Genomic DNA, 15838 nt, shown 5'->3' with positions numbered 1-15838 from the left:
ATGAACCCCCTACGAAAATTGCTCGCAGCCTGGTGCGCAATATTGCTTGTTGCTGCCCCAGCAGCCCTTGCTGACATCAAAGCCCCTCAAAGCCACTCAGACTTTGACCAGTACAGCGTGCACTACAGCGTTTTTAACAGCACCTTTATTCCCGCTGATGTAGCAAAGATTTACGGAATTAAACGGAGCGCTTATGAAAGCCTTATTAATGTAAGTATTTACAATAATAATAAACCTATGCAGAGCATCGCTGCGGATATTAACGGTCGCGTACGCAACCTGCTTCAGCAAAGTAAAAAACTGGATTTTATAGAAATCAAAGAAAAAAACGCTGTTTATTATATCGCCCCTGTGCGCATCAATGGCGAAGAGGTCGTGCACTTTGAACTCAAGGTGACACCCGACGGCAGTAACGAAACGCTGAATGTGAACTTCAATAAAAAACTTTATAGCGATTAAAATGAAAAAAGTAGTGTTGGCCAGCGGCAATCAAGGCAAGCTAAATGAACTGAGCAAATTATTTGCGCAATTTGACAGGCAGCTAATACCGCAAAAACAGCTTGCAATTAGTGATGCCGATGAAACTGGTCTCAGCTTTGTGGAAAACGCCATTATCAAAGCCAGACACGCCGCAGCATGCAGCGGGCTGCCCGCACTTGCCGATGACAGCGGCATTGAGGTTGATGCCTTAAATGGGGCACCCGGTATCTATTCTGCCCGCTATGCAGGCGCAAATGCCGACGACAGCAAGAACAATATCAAATTACTCGAAGCCCTAGCCGAGGTACCAGAAGCGCAGCGCAGCGCGCGCTATCAATGCGTATTAGTTTTTATGCGACATAAAGATGACCCGACGCCAATCATTGCTCAGGGATCCTGGGAAGGGAAAATACTTACCGAGACTCGTGGCGAAGGTGGTTTTGGTTACGACCCACTGTTCTGGCTAGACAGCCATCAGTGCACATCGGCGGAGCTCGATAAACACGAAAAAAACCGCATCAGTCATCGTGCAATTGCCAGTATTGCACTTATGGAGGCTTTAAAGAGCAGAGATTTTTAGCTCTTTTCTTCGCAGAACAGGGTTGTTTCCGCAGCAACACAATCAAGCAAGATGATGCGTCCGTCATCTAACTTAGCCGCCCAGGCCTTGCACAAAACCTGGGCCTGCGTATCAAAATAGCTTTGCGACAAGCAGTAGCTACCCCGCGACTGACTGGCGACATCCATTACCACTGATAAATAAGGTCGATGAGCCCAACACCAGCTAGCTCTTGGGTAATCGCAACTTAAATGCCCACCCAGCACATTATAGCGAGCAGAGATTTGCTCAGCATCTTCGCTGTACAAGCAAAATCGCAGAACCCCATCAGCAGCCAATGACTTTGCATCTAGCTCATATAAAGCATCTATTTCGATGGCTCTTTTAATTGTTTTTACACAAGACCTAAGTTGATTTTCCACTTCAACACTGCTGCGAATTTTCTGCTTTTTTCTCTGTAGATAGCTTCGCTGATTTTTTTTGTTCAACTCATAACAGTGATGCTGCGGCAGAAGTTCCGCCTGCGCAGGGGCCATTAACCAGCCCTGTACGTATTGAGCACCGCACTCTAAAGCAAAATGATACTCCTGCTCTGTTTCAACACCTTCACAAATAATTTCACAACTACTGTGCTCAGCAAACGGCGCCAGAGCCATCAGCAACCTCGACGAAGATGTGTTGTATGCCGCACGTTTAAATAGGCCCATATCTAACTTTAAATAATCTGGTTCGAGACACAACAGCCTGTCTAATTGCGAAGCACCCGCACCAAAATCATCGATAGCGACTTTAAGACCTGCGCGCTTATAGGCTTTTATTGCCGCAGCCAGCGATTTCATATTGCCGCCGAGCTCGGTAATTTCAACCACCACTCGGCGAGGGTCTAAACCGAGCTTATCAATCATGCGTAAGCTGTTTAACTGGGTATTAAGCTTTGCCTCTGTTACCCAGCGCGGGCTGATATTTAAAAAAAGCAGGCCTGCAGTTTTGTCAGACGCAAAACGTTTCAAAGCCTGTTCTCGCACCAAACGATCGGCTCGACGGCGCTCTTCAAAGCTCAGTGACTGGTCTTCAAATAACCAGGCGGCGCTGACAGCCTTGTTTTCCTGATTGTTCATGCGCGCAAGGCATTCGTAACCAACAATAGCTGAGCTTCTAACATCAACAATGGCTTGAAAATAAGGAAATAAGGCAGGCGCCCTATCGCCTAATTCAACGGCTTGGCGTTGCCGCTTGCGGCTATCACAAATATGCTCAGGCAAGGACTCAAATTTAAACATGTGCACTTTTTATAAATAGACAAAAGGTAGCAACTGATACTGAGACACCACCAATTTCAAAAAACTGTACTTCCGGTAAATATCCTACCGAAATTAATGCGGCGAGAAATACAAGCTTGCAAGCTATGCATCAAAAACAATAACAGTTCGCAAAAAAAATAAATAAATGCTATTTGATAAACATCTATGCATACGGTTAGGGCGCACAAAAATCACAACAAAGCGCACAACAGCAACTGAAGAAGGGTAAAAGACAGAGAGGAAGCACGGCGCAGGGGCAGCAAACGAATACATTGCTGCCCCTAAAAAATTAGGCCGGGAATTTGTTTTCTTTAATACCGGCAACATCAACCCGCAGCTTAAATATCCCACCCGGATGAGGGAAATCTTTTAGCTCTTCATCGGGTCGCCCTCCGGCACTGGTGATATAAAGTGTTTTCATATCTTCACCACCAAAGGCAACCATAGTCGGGCAACGCGCCGGCACTGCAATCTCTTGCACGATTTCACCATCCGGACTAATACGAACGATGCGTCCTCCTTCGTACAGGGCAGCCCAGTAGTAACCTTCTACATCAACTGATGCACCGTCGGGCCGGCCCTTGCCATGAGGGAATTCACAGAAAGTGCGGCGCTCACCGACTTTACCTGTATCGAGCTCGTAGTCGCAGGCATAGATAATGTGCTTGGGTGTATCGCTGTAATAAAATACGCTGTTGTCCGGGCTCCAGGCGATACCATTGGTTGTCAGTAGGTCATCCGCGATAAGCTCAACTTGTTTATTGGCATCGAGACTCCAGAGATTGGCGCCGTCGTAATCTTTTGGCGGGTAATACGACCCAGCAAATAGGCGCCCCTTGGCATCACAGCGACCGTCATTAAACCGAGTCTGCTCAAGATCCGCTTCTGGGTCACTAATAAACGTGAGCTCAGTATTCCAGCCATCGAGCAAATAATAGCCGCTGCGCATTGCCAACAAAAACCCGCCTTGTTCGCGGAAAGCGAAACAGCCTATTTCCTCTTCAAACTGGAGAAACTCATCGCTGGCCGTATCAGGATCAAATCTGTGCAACTGAAATTTATTGATATCGATCCAATACAACTTTTGATCATCGGCGTTCCAACGAGGGCATTCACCGAGCGCGGCCTGGGCATCCAGGGCAAGTTCAACTTGAGACATACTGAGCTTCCAGTAGTTAGGGGGATTTGAGCGCGCTAGTTTAATGAGCTATGCAGATGAAAGAAAGCCGGCTGTACAACAAGCCGGCAAAGGTACGGAATTCGACAAGTAGTAAACTTAAAATCGTAAACTAAAACTGTTTCCTCGCGCTCCAATTAGCTTGCCACTGTAGCGTTTAAACTGAGGCCGAAGATAGGCCATTTGATCACCGCGAATGCGATCATTGTTTATTAGCGCAAGATATTCGTAGGGGTTTGGCCGATAAGGCAGAGCCAGAAGATCCATATCAATATCTTCAAGTAAATGATTACCCTTGCGCTGATTACAACGCAAACAAGCGGCAACTACATTTTCCCAACGATCTTCCCCCCCTCTGCTAGAGGGAAACACATGATCGCGGCTTAATTCGGCATAATCAAAATAATGACCACAGTAAAGGCACTGGCCGTTGTCACGACGAAAAAGCCCGGCATTGGTCAAAGGCGGGATAGTTTTGGCTTGAGCCAGGCGCTCGCCATCACTCGCAACAATTGCGGGAAGATCAATAAACGTTTGGCAGCCACTAAAGCGCGAACGACCACCGTGAACTCGCTTTACTACGCCCCCCAAAGACCAGGCAATAAGTTCGCGAGCATATAAATTTACAGCCTCTTTCCAATGCAACCACTCCACCGGTTGACCGGCCATATTTAATCGAAGAATTTTAGCCTCCATCTCAATTACCTCATGTTATGACCATTTCTTTTTCAACAGGGTGATGCTGGGTTCAAAACGGCCTCTAGGTCTTTTTGACGACGGCAGAAGATGTAGTTCTGGAGGCTTTAATTGTCGTCGATGCGACAGGGTCTGAATAAAATTTGGGGGGAGGGAAGTCTGTTGTGCCGAACAGGAGGACTGCGGCAGTGACAAAGCGGGGCGGCTTGTAAAACTCGGCAACTCAGGATCGTGACCGCATAAATTTCTAAGCAAAGTCACGGCGACCGAGGCCCGCCCTTGAGCGTGGCGTAGGTAGTTGAAAACTAGACCCTCCATTCCAAGGCGTTTTACAAAATATGACGCGTCTTTAATAACGAGTCAAGCTATTTTCACGTTTTTATAATGACACTTTAATTACGTGGCAGGAATGGATAATCGAATCGTATAATGGCGGGAAATATATCGTCTTTTCAGATTATTTTTATATATACCACTTTGGTATCTTGACCATCGCCGGGTCGTTAACAATAAAATAGAGGGCTTTACCACGCAGCCTTCTGTTAGCGCTTCTGCAAGGCCCGCTCTCTTAGCATGGCTCCTTGATTGCGAACGATGTGTTGAATTAGAAGTTCCTGGTCGTCTTTGTCCATTGCAACAAAATCTACGCGCACCCACCACAGGCCGTTTTCCGCTTTTTCACAGTGCACAACATTAGCCCGGCTGTGTATTTTTTTCTGCTCTGGAAAAAGGTGCATGCTTAGTTCCAGCATGGTGTTATTTAGCAGCGCCTGGTGGTAGTTAAAAGCTAAACCACAAGCGCTGATATTTACCTGCTGTACGCGCTCATCGATATGATCAAGCAGATCACTTTCCATAGCCAATAAATTCGCAACCCGTTCAATTTTTTGATTTAACAGGCTGGCGAGCCTGGCGAGTTCCGGACTCGACGATTCGAGCGCCAAAATTAGTTTTTCCAGCTCTTCATCACCGTCGTGAATCAGGCGCAAAGGGTTCATCGAAAATGCAGAGTTACTCGCACTTAGCTCTTTCTCATTTAAGGTTTTAACAGTCAAACCTATGCTGTCATTGATCCTAAAATATCGGCGGCGCTCACTGTCTTTCATTGTCACCCCTAAAAAATTTCATCGGGATCGAGATCAAAAAGATATTCGGGCTCAAGATCAAGCTCCCGCAAGATATCCTGGCCTTCTTTGTCTTCTTTCAGGAGCTTGAGATCGCCCTCACCAAGCTCATCCTCAAGCCCTTGCTTCACCAAAATTTCAACGCGACGATTTCGCGCACGGTTTTCCGAACTGTCATTTGCAACAAGCGGCAAGGTATCGGCATAACCACTTATCTGAAAACGGCGCTCGTTAATGTCGCCGCCCAGCATAAGTTCATGAGCAACAGATACCGCACGCGAGGAACTCAGCTCCCAGTTTGAACGAAAACGAGCAGTGTTAATCGGAATATCATCCGTGTGGCCCTGGACCTCTATCTTGCCTTTTTTCATTGCCAGCACGCTTTTAACTTCGCGCATAACATCTTTGTAGGCCGGGGCCATTTCCGCAGAACCGGAAATAAAACTGCCTTTTTCTCGAATGCGGATAATAATCAAACGCCCCCGTGTCTCCAGCTCAACCTGACCTGCAGCGATCTGCTCGTTCAGCGCCCCGGCCAACTCATAGGCGTCGGCGCGAGTTGACTCAAGCAACTCTTCAAGCTTTTGTTTAACCTGAACTTTGACACCACCATCCACGGCATCTTCACCCTGCTCAATAGAAAACTCTTCGGCGCATTCAACCTCAAGCGACATCTCGGTTATGTCTTCAGTTTTTTGCCAAATTTCATTGATGGGTGTGGGGTCGGGGCGCCCGGGGCTGAACTCCTGAGCGATAATGCTGGTGCCTTTGGGGATATCGGTCACATTGAGTTGATTCTGAACGCCAAAGGCCTGAGCCATTGAACCGGCCAGGCGCTTAAACTTCATTGCATCCATTTCAGAAAACGAAAGTAGCAGTACAAAAAAGCACATCAGCAGCGACATCAAATCCGCAAAAGTGCCCATCCACGCGGGCAATCCGGGCGGGCAGTCGCATCCTTCTTCTTCGTCATCGACCACGCTTATTCGCCGCCTTCAACGCTGCGCTTGTTCTCCGGCAAATACGTGCGCAGCACCCCGTCAATCACCCTCGGGTTTTGGCCGGCCTGAATAGCTAAAAGCGCATCGATAACCAAGCTTTTGGTCATCGCTTCTTCTGCGGCACGCAACTTGAGCTTTTCGCCGATCGGCGCGCAGAGCGCGTTGGCGAGCACGGCCCCGTAAAGCGTAGTTAACAGCGCAACCGCCATCGCCGGGCCAATTGCTTTGGGGTCATCCATATTCGCCAGCATGGCCACCAAACCAATAAGGGTGCCAATCATGCCCATCGCCGGCGCCATATCCGCGAGCGACATAAAAATCTGTGAGCCCGTGTTGTGGCGCTCAACGGCCTGAATTTTATCTTTGCTCAGCGTAGCCTTGACGACATCGGGGTCGTGACCGTCTACCAACAACTGGATGCCGCGCTGCAAAAAGTCCGAGCTGACCTCTTTGCCCTCAAGCGACAACAAACCACCTTTGCGCGCTTCATCAGCAAGGGCAACAATCTCGTCAATCAGCTCGTAGACATCCGGCAGCTTATTGGAAAAACTCTTACCTGCCACTTTAGCCGCCCCGAGAAACTGCCCCAAACCAAACTTCGCCATCACCGCAAATAACGAGCCCCCCACTACAATCACAAGAGACGGGGCATTCACAAACATGCCGAGTTCGCCACTGAGCAACATCGACACCACAATCAGGGCAAACGCACCAATGATGCCGACAATGGTTGCTAAATCCACAATGCACTCCTCTTTATTTAGCTAGGCAAGCTCTTATGTCAGTCTAGTCAATAAATAGCACTAGGTTATAAACCTTGCCGCCTTCAGACCGGCTTATTCAGCTATCGGCGAGCAAGCGCAGGCCTTGAGCATTGACCACGTGGCAGGCCTCCTTTATTGTTCGTGCCAACTCTGGAGGCCCACGTGAGCAAAAAAGCAGCGATTAAAAACTTTGAACAGAACCTCGGCCAACTCGAGGCTCTGGTGCAGGCCCTGGAAAGCGGCGAACTCAGCCTCGAAGAAGCCCTCAGCCACTTTGAAAAAGGCATCAAAATGAGCCGCGAGTGCCAGCAGGCCCTCAATGACGCGGAACAAAAAGTTCAGGTTCTGTTAGAGCAGAATGGTCAGTTGACACTGAGCGAGTTTGAGCCCGAGCAATAGCGCCTCGCGGCAACAACCATGACCCGAGTATGCGGAGTAGTAGGTGAGCAGTTTTCTCGACGAAATTAAATGGACAGCCGACGGGCTTTGCCCCGCCATTGCACAAGATGCACAGAGCGGAAAAATCTTGATGATGGCCTGGATGAACCGCGAGTCTTTGCAATTGACAGCACAGAACATGGTCGCCACTTACTGGTCTCGCTCGCGCCAGGCACTGTGGCGCAAAGGTGAGAGCTCGGGCCACACTCAGTTAGTCAAAGCCATTAAACTCGATTGCGACGCCGATGCGATTGTGCTGGAAGTCGAGCAGCTCGGCGGTATCGCCTGTCACACAGGTAGGCAAAGCTGCTTTTATAAAACCCTTACAGATGGCCAGTGGCAAAGTACTGAAGCCGTTATCAAAGACCCAAAGGATATATACTCATGAGTGAGGTATTAGCCCAGCTCGAGTCCGTGCTCGCTGAGCGCAAGGCAAACGGCGAGCCAGGCAGCAGTTACGTTGCCCAGTTACACCACAAAGGGCTTAACAAAATCCTCGAAAAAGTTGGTGAAGAAGCCACTGAAACCATATTGGCTGCAAAAGATGTGCACTGTGCCGAAGACAAAGCGGCCCTGATAGCAGAAACTGCCGATCTATGGTTTCATTCCATGGTCATGCTCTCTCACCTAGACTGTAGCAGTGAAGACGTGCTGAACGAGCTCAGCCGTCGTTTTGATTTGAGCGGCCTCGAAGAAAAGGCCTCTCGCAACCCAACAACTAAGTAAGGTAGAACTATGGGACTCGGCGGTATTAGCATCCCTTCATTACTCATTATTCTTGTTATTGTGCTGCTGCTATTCGGTACAAAAAAACTGCGCAACCTCGGCGGCGACCTCGGCGGAGCCATTAAAGGTTTCAAAAAGGCCGTCACCGACGACGAAAAAGAAACCAAGAAGGTTGAAGAACAAAGCCAGGAAGTGCCCACCGAAAGCGTTAAAAGCGAAAGCAAAAAAGAAGAAACGAAATAAATGAGCTTCTGGGAACTGTTGGTCATCGTTGTTGTTGGCCTGCTAGTTATTGGCCCCGAGCGCCTGCCCGAGGCCCTGCGCACCGGTGCTATGTGGATGGGCCGCATGAAACGAGCCATCAACAACACCAAAGCCGAGTTTGAACAACAACTGGGCATGGATGAGATCCGGCGCGAACTGCACAACGAACAAGTCCTGGCCTCTCTGCGCGAACTCGAAGACAGCAGCAAAGGCATTGAAAAAGAGATCAATAAGGTCGATGCCCAGATACAGGCTGAAATCAAACGCATTGAAAACAGTATTGACGAGCCCGTGCCACACGAGCGCGATGCAAATGCCGATGCCAACGAAGGCCTCGAAGCTCAGAACACTCAAGCTGCCGATGGCGACTTAAGCGCTGAGAGCAAACAAGAGGCCGAAAACGACCCTTTTAGCGAAACCAACGCCAACCCCGACCACTTTCGCCGCCCATGAGTACATCCTCCAGCATGCCCGATGACGACAAGGGCCAACCCCTCGTCGAGCACCTGCTTGAACTAAGATCCTGCCTGCTGCACGCGCTAGTCGCTGTGCTGTTGGTTTTCCTTGGCCTGTTTAGTTTTGCCAACGAAATCTACGAGTTTATTGCAGAGCCACTGCAGCGCTTTTTGCCTGAAAGCACATCCATGATTGCGACGGATGTCGCCGCTCCGTTCCTAACGCCGTTTAAGTTGACACTGTTTGCGTCAATTTACGTCGCCATGCCTTACATCCTCTACCAAATCTGGCGTTTTGTCGGCCCCGCGCTGTACAAAAAAGAAAAAGCCGTGGTGGTGCCGATGATGGCCAGCAGTATTGTTCTATTTTACGCCGGCACCGCCTTTGCCTATTTTGTTGTATTCCCTCTGGTGTTCCAGTTTTTCACCTCTATCGGCCCTGAAAGTGTCGCGGTGATGACCGATATCAGCTCATATTTAACCTTTGTCACCAAGCTGTTTTTTGCTTTTGGCATTGCTTTTGAAATTCCAATCGCAACGATTTTACTTATCTATGCAGAAATGATGAGTGCCGAAAACCTCGGTAAAAAGCGGCCCTACGTCATCGTCTTCTGTTTTGTGCTCGGCATGCTGATGACACCACCCGATGTGATCAGCCAGTTATTACTGGCCATCCCTATGTGGCTGCTGTTTGAAGCCGGCCTGTTTTTTGGCAAGCTGATGCTCAAGCGCAAACAACAGCGAAATGAGAGCGAACATACAGCTGAAGAACCTTAAGCTGTTTTGTTAGCGGCCCTTATTCAGCTCGAATTCAGCCCGTCAAAACTAAATTAAAGCCTCCCACCACGGAGGCTTTTTTATGTTACGTCCCGCCCTGATCTTAAGCTTGCTGTTTAGCCTAAGTGCCTGCCACGAAGCTTATTATTACCAAGAGAGCTCGTACGTCGAACACGGCTACAGCGAGCAACACCCCGACCAACACGGTAGTAGCAGCTCAGATCACCAATACCCAGGCTCCACAGAAGCTCCCCGGTTAATCAGCTTTAACCTTGTCGATAGTTATCAAAACGCCAGCGAACAACAGCACACACTTTCAATATCGCCTTACATCGACGACGGCCTGTTTGAAACAAACTGGCAGGTAGATAGCAGCGAGCGACATCGCGTCGAGCTATTTATTAACAATAGGGCCAGCTTAGAATCCGCACTGCGATTAAGTTCCAGTTGGTGCGGCCCGAATCAAGACTGTGGCTGGGATAGCTACCAGTACTGTTATTACCAACAGGATTTCAGTGTGCAGTGCGAATTGCCACAAAATACCGAACTTCAGCCCGCCGTCGATACCAGCATTTTGTTTGAGCAACTGCCCGAATCCCTGTATTTAATCCTCGAAATTTGCGACAGCGAGCTGTTCTATTGCGAATATCGCAGTCAGCCTCTGAGCTTTGAATAAAAAGGCCGAGAACGCTTTCGTCAAACGCCGCTGAGTACTACTATGGTCAAAGAACTTAAGCGCAAGTTGGCAGGCTCGTACAGAGCCGCCAACAACCAGGCTCAGGACTTGCCATGACCCCACTGTATCCGGAAATAAAACCCTACGCCCGCCACGAACTTGCGGTTGACGCTATACACACTCTCTATATCGAGGAGTGTGGCAACCCGGACGGCCTGCCAATCGTTTTTCTTCACGGTGGCCCGGGTGCCGGCTGCGGCAAAGATGACCGCCGCTTTTTTGACCCGGAACTCTACCGCATCGTGCTGTTTGATCAGCGCGGCAGTGGTCGTTCCCAGCCTCACGCTGAGCTTGAAAATAACAACACCGAACTACTTATCGAAGACTGCGAGAAGATTCGCGAATTTTTGTCGATAGAGCGCTGGGCTCTATTTGGTGGCTCCTGGGGTTCCACACTGGCGCTGCTTTACGCTCAGCGCTACCCCAAAAAAGTATCCGCAATGATTTTGCGCGGTATCTTTTTATGCCGCGAGCGCGATCTTCACTGGTTTTACCAAGATGGCGCCGAGCGTATATTTCCAGACTATTGGCAAGATTACGTCTCTGTCATTGCCGAAACCGAGCGCAGCAATATGATCTCTGCGTATTATCGCAAACTAACCGGCGACAACGAGCTTGCCAAAATGGCCGCAGCTAAAGCTTGGTCTTTGTGGGAGGGGCGCTGCGCAACCTTGCGCCCCCATCCAGATGTTGTGGCCGCGTTTAGCGACCCGCATATGGCGCTGAGCCTTGCGCGCATTGAAGCGCACTATTTTGTCAATCAGGCATTTATAGACGAGGCTCAGATACTCAACAATGTCGATCGAATTGCGGAGATCCCCGGCATTATTATCCACGGTCGCTACGACTGTGTGTGCCCACTCGACAACGCGTTTGAATTACACAAGCGTTGGCCAAACTCAGAGCTGCAAATTATCCGCGATGCCGGCCACAGTGCACTTGAACCAAGCATTGCCGATGCCCTGGTCAAAGCCACCAAAAGCATCGCCGAAGAGCTCGGCCGCGGCGGCGATCAACTCAGCTAAGACCGCTGCTGGCTAAACCCCGAATCAGCCTGACAACGCAGCAGCCTGACGACAAAGCAGTGTAAACTGCAGCTTCATACATCGCGGTAATTTCCATCCATGAAAGTACTTTTGCAACGCAGCGGGCCGGCCTCGGTGTGCGTCGACAAGCAGATTGTTGGCGCCATTGACAGCGGCCTGGTGTTACTTGTCGGAATTGAAAAACACGACGGCCCTGAAAATTTAAAAAAGATGGCTGAAAAAGTACTGAACTATCGGGTGTTCAGTGACGCCGATGACAAAATGAACCTAAACGTTCAGCAAATAAACGGTGGCCTGCTGGTTATTAGTCAATTTACCCTCGCTGCAGAAACTAAAAAAGGGCTCAGGCCGGGCTTTAGCTCTGCAGCGGCACCTGCACAAGCCAAACAACTGTTTGATGAATTTTTACAACATTTAAAGCAGAGCAGCTGCCAAGTGGAAACGGGAAAATTTGGTGCAGATATGAAGGTCCAGCTACTCAACGACGGCCCCGTAACCTTTCTGCTCGAAAACTAAGACAACACAGACAACACCGTGGCAGCTACACACTTACAACTTAACTGCGATTTAGGAGAGATTTCTGCCGAGCTCGACCGCAAATTGATGCCGTTTATTGATCAGGCCAATATTGCCTGCGGCGGTCATGCCGGCGATCAACACAGCATGCTCAACTGCATAGAGCTCGCCGATCAGTACGGCGTAGCCATCGGAGCCCACCCGTCCTATCCCGACAGAAGCAACTTTGGCCGCCAAAGTATGAGTATTGATCTCGACAAACTTGAGCAGAGCCTGTTTGAACAAGTTGCCAGCCTGCAGGCGCTCTGTCAGCGTCGGGGTGTGACACTGCGACATATTAAAGCGCACGGTGCGCTGTATAACGACAGCAACAAAGACCCTGCACTACTGGCTCTGCTTGTTCAGCTGGCCCGAGATTTTAACTGCGCGTTGATGCTGCAAAGCCTGCCAATCAACGACAAAGCAGAGCGGCTCGGCGCCGAGCACGGCGTAGAGCTGATTTACGAAACTTTTGCCGATAGAGCCTACAGCAAAAGTGGCCTGCTTGTTCCACGCACACAAAATGGCGCCGTGCACGAGCAGCTGAGCATCATTGTCGAGCAAGCGCTTGGCTTTGCTCAACACGGCTGCGTTCGCAGCATCGACGATCATATCCTCAAATTGCGAGCCGATAGCCTCTGTGTACACGGCGACAGCAATACAGCACTTCTGGCTGTGCGGGCTATCTATGACGCCCTACATTAGGCAAATCAACGAAAGTGCCCTGCATATCGATTTCGCACTTTTTAATAGCGACAGTGACGAGCTTAGCCAAAGCTGCACCGACGCACTGTTGAACTTTACCCACTGGTTAAAGCAGCAAAACTGGCCAGTTATTGAAATCGTGCCCGCCTACCGCTCAGCACTGGTGCAGTTTGATTTTGCCCGGGCCAAACCACAGCAATTTATTGCCGCCATCGAGCAGTGGTTAACAAACTACAGCAGCGTCGATCAGGTAAGTACAAATGAGCCAGTGCTAACCCTGCCCTGTTTATACTCGGAGCGTGTCGCCCCCGACCTTATAAGGCTTGCACAAGCCAAAGGCCTGAGTACAGCAGAGCTAATTCAGCTGCATATAAGCCGCAGCTATCGGGTTTTCTGCATAGGCTTTAGCCCGGGTTTCCCCTACCTCGGCTGGGTTGCACCTCAGCTGGCGAGCCCCCGCCTAGCTCGTCCGCGTATTCATGTCGCCGCCGGCAGTGTCGGCATAGCCGATAGACAGACCGGCATCTACCCCCAAGCAGGCCCCGGGGGCTGGAATATTATCGGCCGCTGCCCTCTGCAGTTATTTAACGCCGAGCGAGCGCAGAAATGCCTGTTAAAACCCGGGCAACACGTGCGTTTTGAAGCCATAGATGAAGCGCGCTTTATCGAACTCGGAGGTCAACTTGAAAGCTGAGACAGCAAGCTTAAGCATTGAAAAAGCAGGTTTGCACTGCAGTATTCAAGACCTCGGCCGCCGCGGCTGGCTGCACCTTGGCGTTTCTGTGGGCGGCGTTGCCGACGAGCACGCCGCGCGCTGGGCCAACGCCTTAGTTGCCAATAGTGCTGACAGCCCAGTACTGCAGCTGTGCATGGCAAACTTCAAGCTCAGAGCACACAGTGACTGTGTCGTTGCCGTATGTGGCGCCGAGTACGATATCAAGGCCGGCGGCAGGAACGAGCAAAATTGGAGCCGCTTTAACTTAGCTGCAGGCGAGCAGCTAAGCCTAAGCCCGGCGCGCTCTGGCCTTTATAGTTATGTCGCCTTCGCCGGCGGTCTACAAAAGCTCGCCCCCAGCCTCGGCAGCTATGCGATGAACGAGCGCGAAGGTCTGGGCCACAAACAGGGCAAAGCGCTCACTAAAGGTGACTTACTGTTTATCCAACGCAAGCAACAGCGCCAGAGCCGCAGCAGCGTACACCCAAGCGCACAAGCGCGCTACGACACGGCGCTGGCACTGCGCTTTATACCGAACTTCGACTGGCAACAACTGAACCCGGCTCAACAGCAAGAGTTTTTACAAAGCGAGTGGCGCATCGGCGCACAGAGCAATCAAATGGGGCTGCGCCTGGAAGGGCAGAAACTTGAATTAGCACAACGGCCCCGCTTGTCGGCACCGCTTAGCCCCGGCTGCATACAGTTGCCGCCAGAGGGGCAGCCGATAGTGCTGATGAAACAGCACCAAAGCATAGGCGGTTATCCGTTGTTAGGTTGCGTTTACCGCTGTGACCTCGAAGCCCTCGGGCAGAGGCGCCCCGGGCAAAAACTACATTTCAAACTCGGTAATATCGAAATGGCCCAAGCCAGTTATCAGCGCTGGCTTGGGCAGTGGAACCCAAACTAACGAGAGGAAGAAGGGCTGAGCTTATAACTTGCTGCGCGCAACCAATCCTGATCGCCGGCCTCAAGCTCATCCAAAGCAACAAGCTCACTGTGTTCATTCACTTGCAACTGAGTATTGTCGACTTGAAACTCATCGCTAAAAACCTTATCGACGCTCTCGGAACTAAGTGCCGCTTTATTTGCAAGCAGCGCAAAACCATTAGTCGCCACCCGACAGAGCTCAACTTGATCCTCAGGAAAACTTTGGCGCAAGCGCGCTGCAACACTTTTTAACAGGTGCTCACCAATTTCAGCCCCGTGAGCGGCACGAATTTCAGCGAGGTTATCGATTTCAGCCAGAACCAGAGCGTAGTCTGCCAATTCACCACTTGCCTGCAAATTGGCAATTTTTTCATTGAGCGCGTGGCTGTTCGGCAGATCCACCAATGAATCCCGATAAGCAAAACGACGCAGGCGATCAATCAGTTCCAGGTTATCGGCACAGATAGCGATATTGCTGCAGAAAAGCTCAAGCAAGGAGCGGTCGACTTCGCCAACCGGCCCTGCGCTGCCGACATAAACACACATATCTCCGCGCTCGCTGCTGCCTAAATAAAGCGCCACACCGTGTTTGTCGAGAATATTCTGGCGCTTGCTTAAACACTCTTGCAACATGCCGCGCTCGTGTTCACTCTGTAAATCCGTCAGCGGGTGATCAATTAATTCACAGTACTGCCCGGCGGCCGCGATAATCTGCGGCGGTTCATCGCTGCCACTGCGACGCACACAAATCAGCCCCTCCGGCTCAATCGCCAGCAGCGCCGCCAACTGAACAATCACCCCCTGAGCAAACTCGTGTATGCCCTTTTTAGTCATCAGCTCAGCCGATGCGCGAACAATCTGATCAAGCCCTACTTTGCTGGCTTCTATCGTCTGCAATTGCTGATAGGAGCGAATGGCCGCCGTCAACGATGCGTACAGCTTGTTCTGGGTCAGTTCGGACTTGAGTTTGTAATCGTTGATATCGTAGTCGCGGATAACTTCAATTTCAGGGGCCTGGTTGGGTTGGCCCGTGCGCAGAATAATGCGCGCGCGATGGTTTTTTAACTCATTGCGAATGACAGCAACAAGGTCCAGGCCAGCATTGGGAGTCTCCATCACCACGTCTAGCAAAATAACGGCAATATCATCGTGAGACTTGAGGACTTTTAACGCCTCTTCCGCGGAGTTTGCATGCAAAAACTCCAGGCGCCTTCCCATCACTTTAGTATTGCGAAGCGCAAAAGTTGTTGCCGAGTGCACGTCCTGCTCGTCGTCGGTAATTAGCACTTTCCAACTGGCCGGCTTCTCTGCGGCTTGCTCTGCTTTTCCCGGCCCTTCCTCGCCGAGAAAGGTCATCAGATCATCGCTCATGTTACTGCATGCATCCTTTTA

Annotated in this window: 21 protein-coding genes; 14 read left to right on the top strand and 7 right to left on the bottom strand. The window is 50.4% G+C overall.

The window, feature by feature from the left end; genetic code table 11:
• Window positions 1-459, top strand: a complete 459-nt coding sequence (locus CFK45_RS06575; RefSeq protein WP_096085638.1) for a DUF4426 domain-containing protein — start codon at window positions 1-3, stop codon at window positions 457-459.
• A gap of 1 nt (window position 460) precedes the next feature.
• The gene (gene rdgB / locus CFK45_RS06570; RefSeq protein ID WP_096085637.1) at window positions 461-1060 is read left to right on the top strand and encodes an RdgB/HAM1 family non-canonical purine NTP pyrophosphatase; all 600 of its coding nucleotides are present in this window, start codon (window positions 461-463) and stop codon (window positions 1058-1060) included.
• On the opposite strand, the gene CFK45_RS06565 is transcribed toward rdgB, so the two are convergent.
• From CFK45_RS06565 to pomA, 6 genes are all read right to left on the bottom strand, one after another.
• Window positions 1057-2319 carry an EAL domain-containing protein gene (locus tag CFK45_RS06565; RefSeq protein WP_096085636.1) on the bottom strand — a complete coding sequence of 421 codons (1263 nt, stop codon included), beginning with the start codon at window positions 2317-2319 and terminating at the stop codon, window positions 1057-1059. The two genes, rdgB and CFK45_RS06565, sit on opposite strands and share 4 nt — an antisense overlap.
• A 310-nt stretch (window positions 2320-2629) precedes the next feature.
• Window positions 2630-3499, bottom strand: a complete 870-nt coding sequence (locus tag CFK45_RS06560) for an SMP-30/gluconolactonase/LRE family protein (RefSeq protein WP_096085635.1) — start codon at window positions 3497-3499, stop codon at window positions 2630-2632.
• A 117-nt stretch (window positions 3500-3616) separates the two neighbouring features.
• Complete coding sequence (locus tag CFK45_RS06555; protein WP_096085634.1) at window positions 3617-4213, bottom strand: HNH endonuclease; 597 nt, start codon at window positions 4211-4213, stop codon at window positions 3617-3619.
• A 542-nt stretch (window positions 4214-4755) separates the two neighbouring features.
• Window positions 4756-5319: a PilZ domain-containing protein gene (locus tag CFK45_RS06550; protein WP_096085633.1), complete on the bottom strand. Its 564-nt coding sequence runs from the start codon at window positions 5317-5319 to the stop codon at window positions 4756-4758.
• An 8-nt stretch (window positions 5320-5327) separates the two neighbouring features.
• Window positions 5328-6317, bottom strand: a complete 990-nt coding sequence (locus tag CFK45_RS06545; protein ID WP_096085632.1) for a flagellar motor protein MotB — start codon at window positions 6315-6317, stop codon at window positions 5328-5330.
• A 2-nt stretch (window positions 6318-6319) separates the two neighbouring features.
• Entirely contained in the window at window positions 6320-7081 is a 762-nt protein-coding gene (gene pomA, locus CFK45_RS06540; RefSeq protein WP_096085631.1) for a flagellar motor protein PomA, read from the bottom strand.
• Window positions 7082-7264: 183 nt separating this feature from the next.
• Between pomA and CFK45_RS06535 the strand changes: the two genes are divergently transcribed.
• The 12 genes from CFK45_RS06535 to CFK45_RS06480 all read left to right on the top strand — a co-directional run bounded on the left by CFK45_RS06535 (window position 7265) and on the right by CFK45_RS06480 (window position 14426).
• On the top strand, window positions 7265-7501 hold the full coding sequence (locus CFK45_RS06535) for an exodeoxyribonuclease VII small subunit (RefSeq protein WP_096085630.1): 237 nt from the start codon (window positions 7265-7267) through the stop codon (window positions 7499-7501).
• Window positions 7502-7544: 43 nt separating this feature from the next.
• Window positions 7545-7928 (top strand): phosphoribosyl-AMP cyclohydrolase, encoded by a 384-nt coding sequence (hisI, locus tag CFK45_RS06530; RefSeq protein WP_096085629.1) that lies wholly within the window; start codon window positions 7545-7547, stop codon window positions 7926-7928.
• Window positions 7925-8266, top strand: coding sequence for a phosphoribosyl-ATP diphosphatase (locus CFK45_RS06525; protein WP_096085628.1), 342 nt, complete (start codon window positions 7925-7927; stop codon window positions 8264-8266). The genes hisI and CFK45_RS06525 overlap by 4 nt, the downstream gene beginning before the upstream one ends.
• A 9-nt stretch (window positions 8267-8275) precedes the next feature.
• Entirely contained in the window at window positions 8276-8509 is a 234-nt protein-coding gene (gene tatA / locus CFK45_RS06520; protein WP_096085627.1) for a twin-arginine translocase TatA/TatE family subunit, read from the top strand.
• Complete coding sequence (gene tatB / locus CFK45_RS06515) at window positions 8510-8983, top strand: Sec-independent protein translocase protein TatB (RefSeq protein WP_096085626.1); 474 nt, start codon at window positions 8510-8512, stop codon at window positions 8981-8983.
• Window positions 8980-9762 carry a twin-arginine translocase subunit TatC gene (gene tatC, locus CFK45_RS06510; RefSeq protein ID WP_096085625.1) on the top strand — a complete coding sequence of 261 codons (783 nt, stop codon included), beginning with the start codon at window positions 8980-8982 and terminating at the stop codon, window positions 9760-9762. Before tatB ends, tatC begins: the two co-directional genes overlap by 4 nt.
• 82 nt (window positions 9763-9844) lie before the next feature.
• On the top strand, window positions 9845-10438 hold the full coding sequence (locus CFK45_RS06505; protein ID WP_096085624.1) for a hypothetical protein: 594 nt from the start codon (window positions 9845-9847) through the stop codon (window positions 10436-10438).
• Between the two features lie 113 nt (window positions 10439-10551).
• Entirely contained in the window at window positions 10552-11523 is a 972-nt protein-coding gene (gene pip / locus CFK45_RS06500) for a prolyl aminopeptidase (protein ID WP_096085623.1), read from the top strand.
• Between the two features lie 99 nt (window positions 11524-11622).
• On the top strand, window positions 11623-12060 hold the full coding sequence (gene dtd / locus CFK45_RS06495) for a D-aminoacyl-tRNA deacylase (protein WP_096085622.1): 438 nt from the start codon (window positions 11623-11625) through the stop codon (window positions 12058-12060).
• An 18-nt stretch (window positions 12061-12078) separates the two neighbouring features.
• A complete protein-coding gene (locus tag CFK45_RS06490) occupies window positions 12079-12804 on the top strand; it encodes a 5-oxoprolinase subunit PxpA (RefSeq protein WP_096085621.1) in 726 nt (241 codons plus the stop codon).
• Window positions 12788-13498: a 5-oxoprolinase subunit PxpB gene (pxpB, locus tag CFK45_RS06485; protein ID WP_096085620.1), complete on the top strand. Its 711-nt coding sequence runs from the start codon at window positions 12788-12790 to the stop codon at window positions 13496-13498. Before CFK45_RS06490 ends, pxpB begins: the two co-directional genes overlap by 17 nt.
• Window positions 13488-14426 (top strand): 5-oxoprolinase subunit C family protein, encoded by a 939-nt coding sequence (locus CFK45_RS06480; protein ID WP_158224618.1) that lies wholly within the window; start codon window positions 13488-13490, stop codon window positions 14424-14426. The genes pxpB and CFK45_RS06480 overlap by 11 nt, the downstream gene beginning before the upstream one ends.
• Here CFK45_RS06480 and CFK45_RS06475 read toward each other — a convergent pair.
• The gene (locus CFK45_RS06475) at window positions 14423-15817 is read right to left on the bottom strand and encodes a DUF3369 domain-containing protein (protein WP_096085618.1); all 1395 of its coding nucleotides are present in this window, start codon (window positions 15815-15817) and stop codon (window positions 14423-14425) included. The genes CFK45_RS06480 and CFK45_RS06475 overlap by 4 nt on opposite strands.
• Between the last annotated feature and the right edge of the window lie 21 nt (window positions 15818-15838).

Origin of the sequence: Agaribacterium haliotis, assembly GCF_002312815.1 — a bacterium.
In the GTDB taxonomy this organism is placed as follows: domain Bacteria; phylum Pseudomonadota; class Gammaproteobacteria; order Pseudomonadales; family Cellvibrionaceae; genus Agaribacterium; species Agaribacterium haliotis.
Note: the sequence above shows the minus strand (reverse complement) of the source record. Positions and strands in the feature narration are given on the sequence as shown.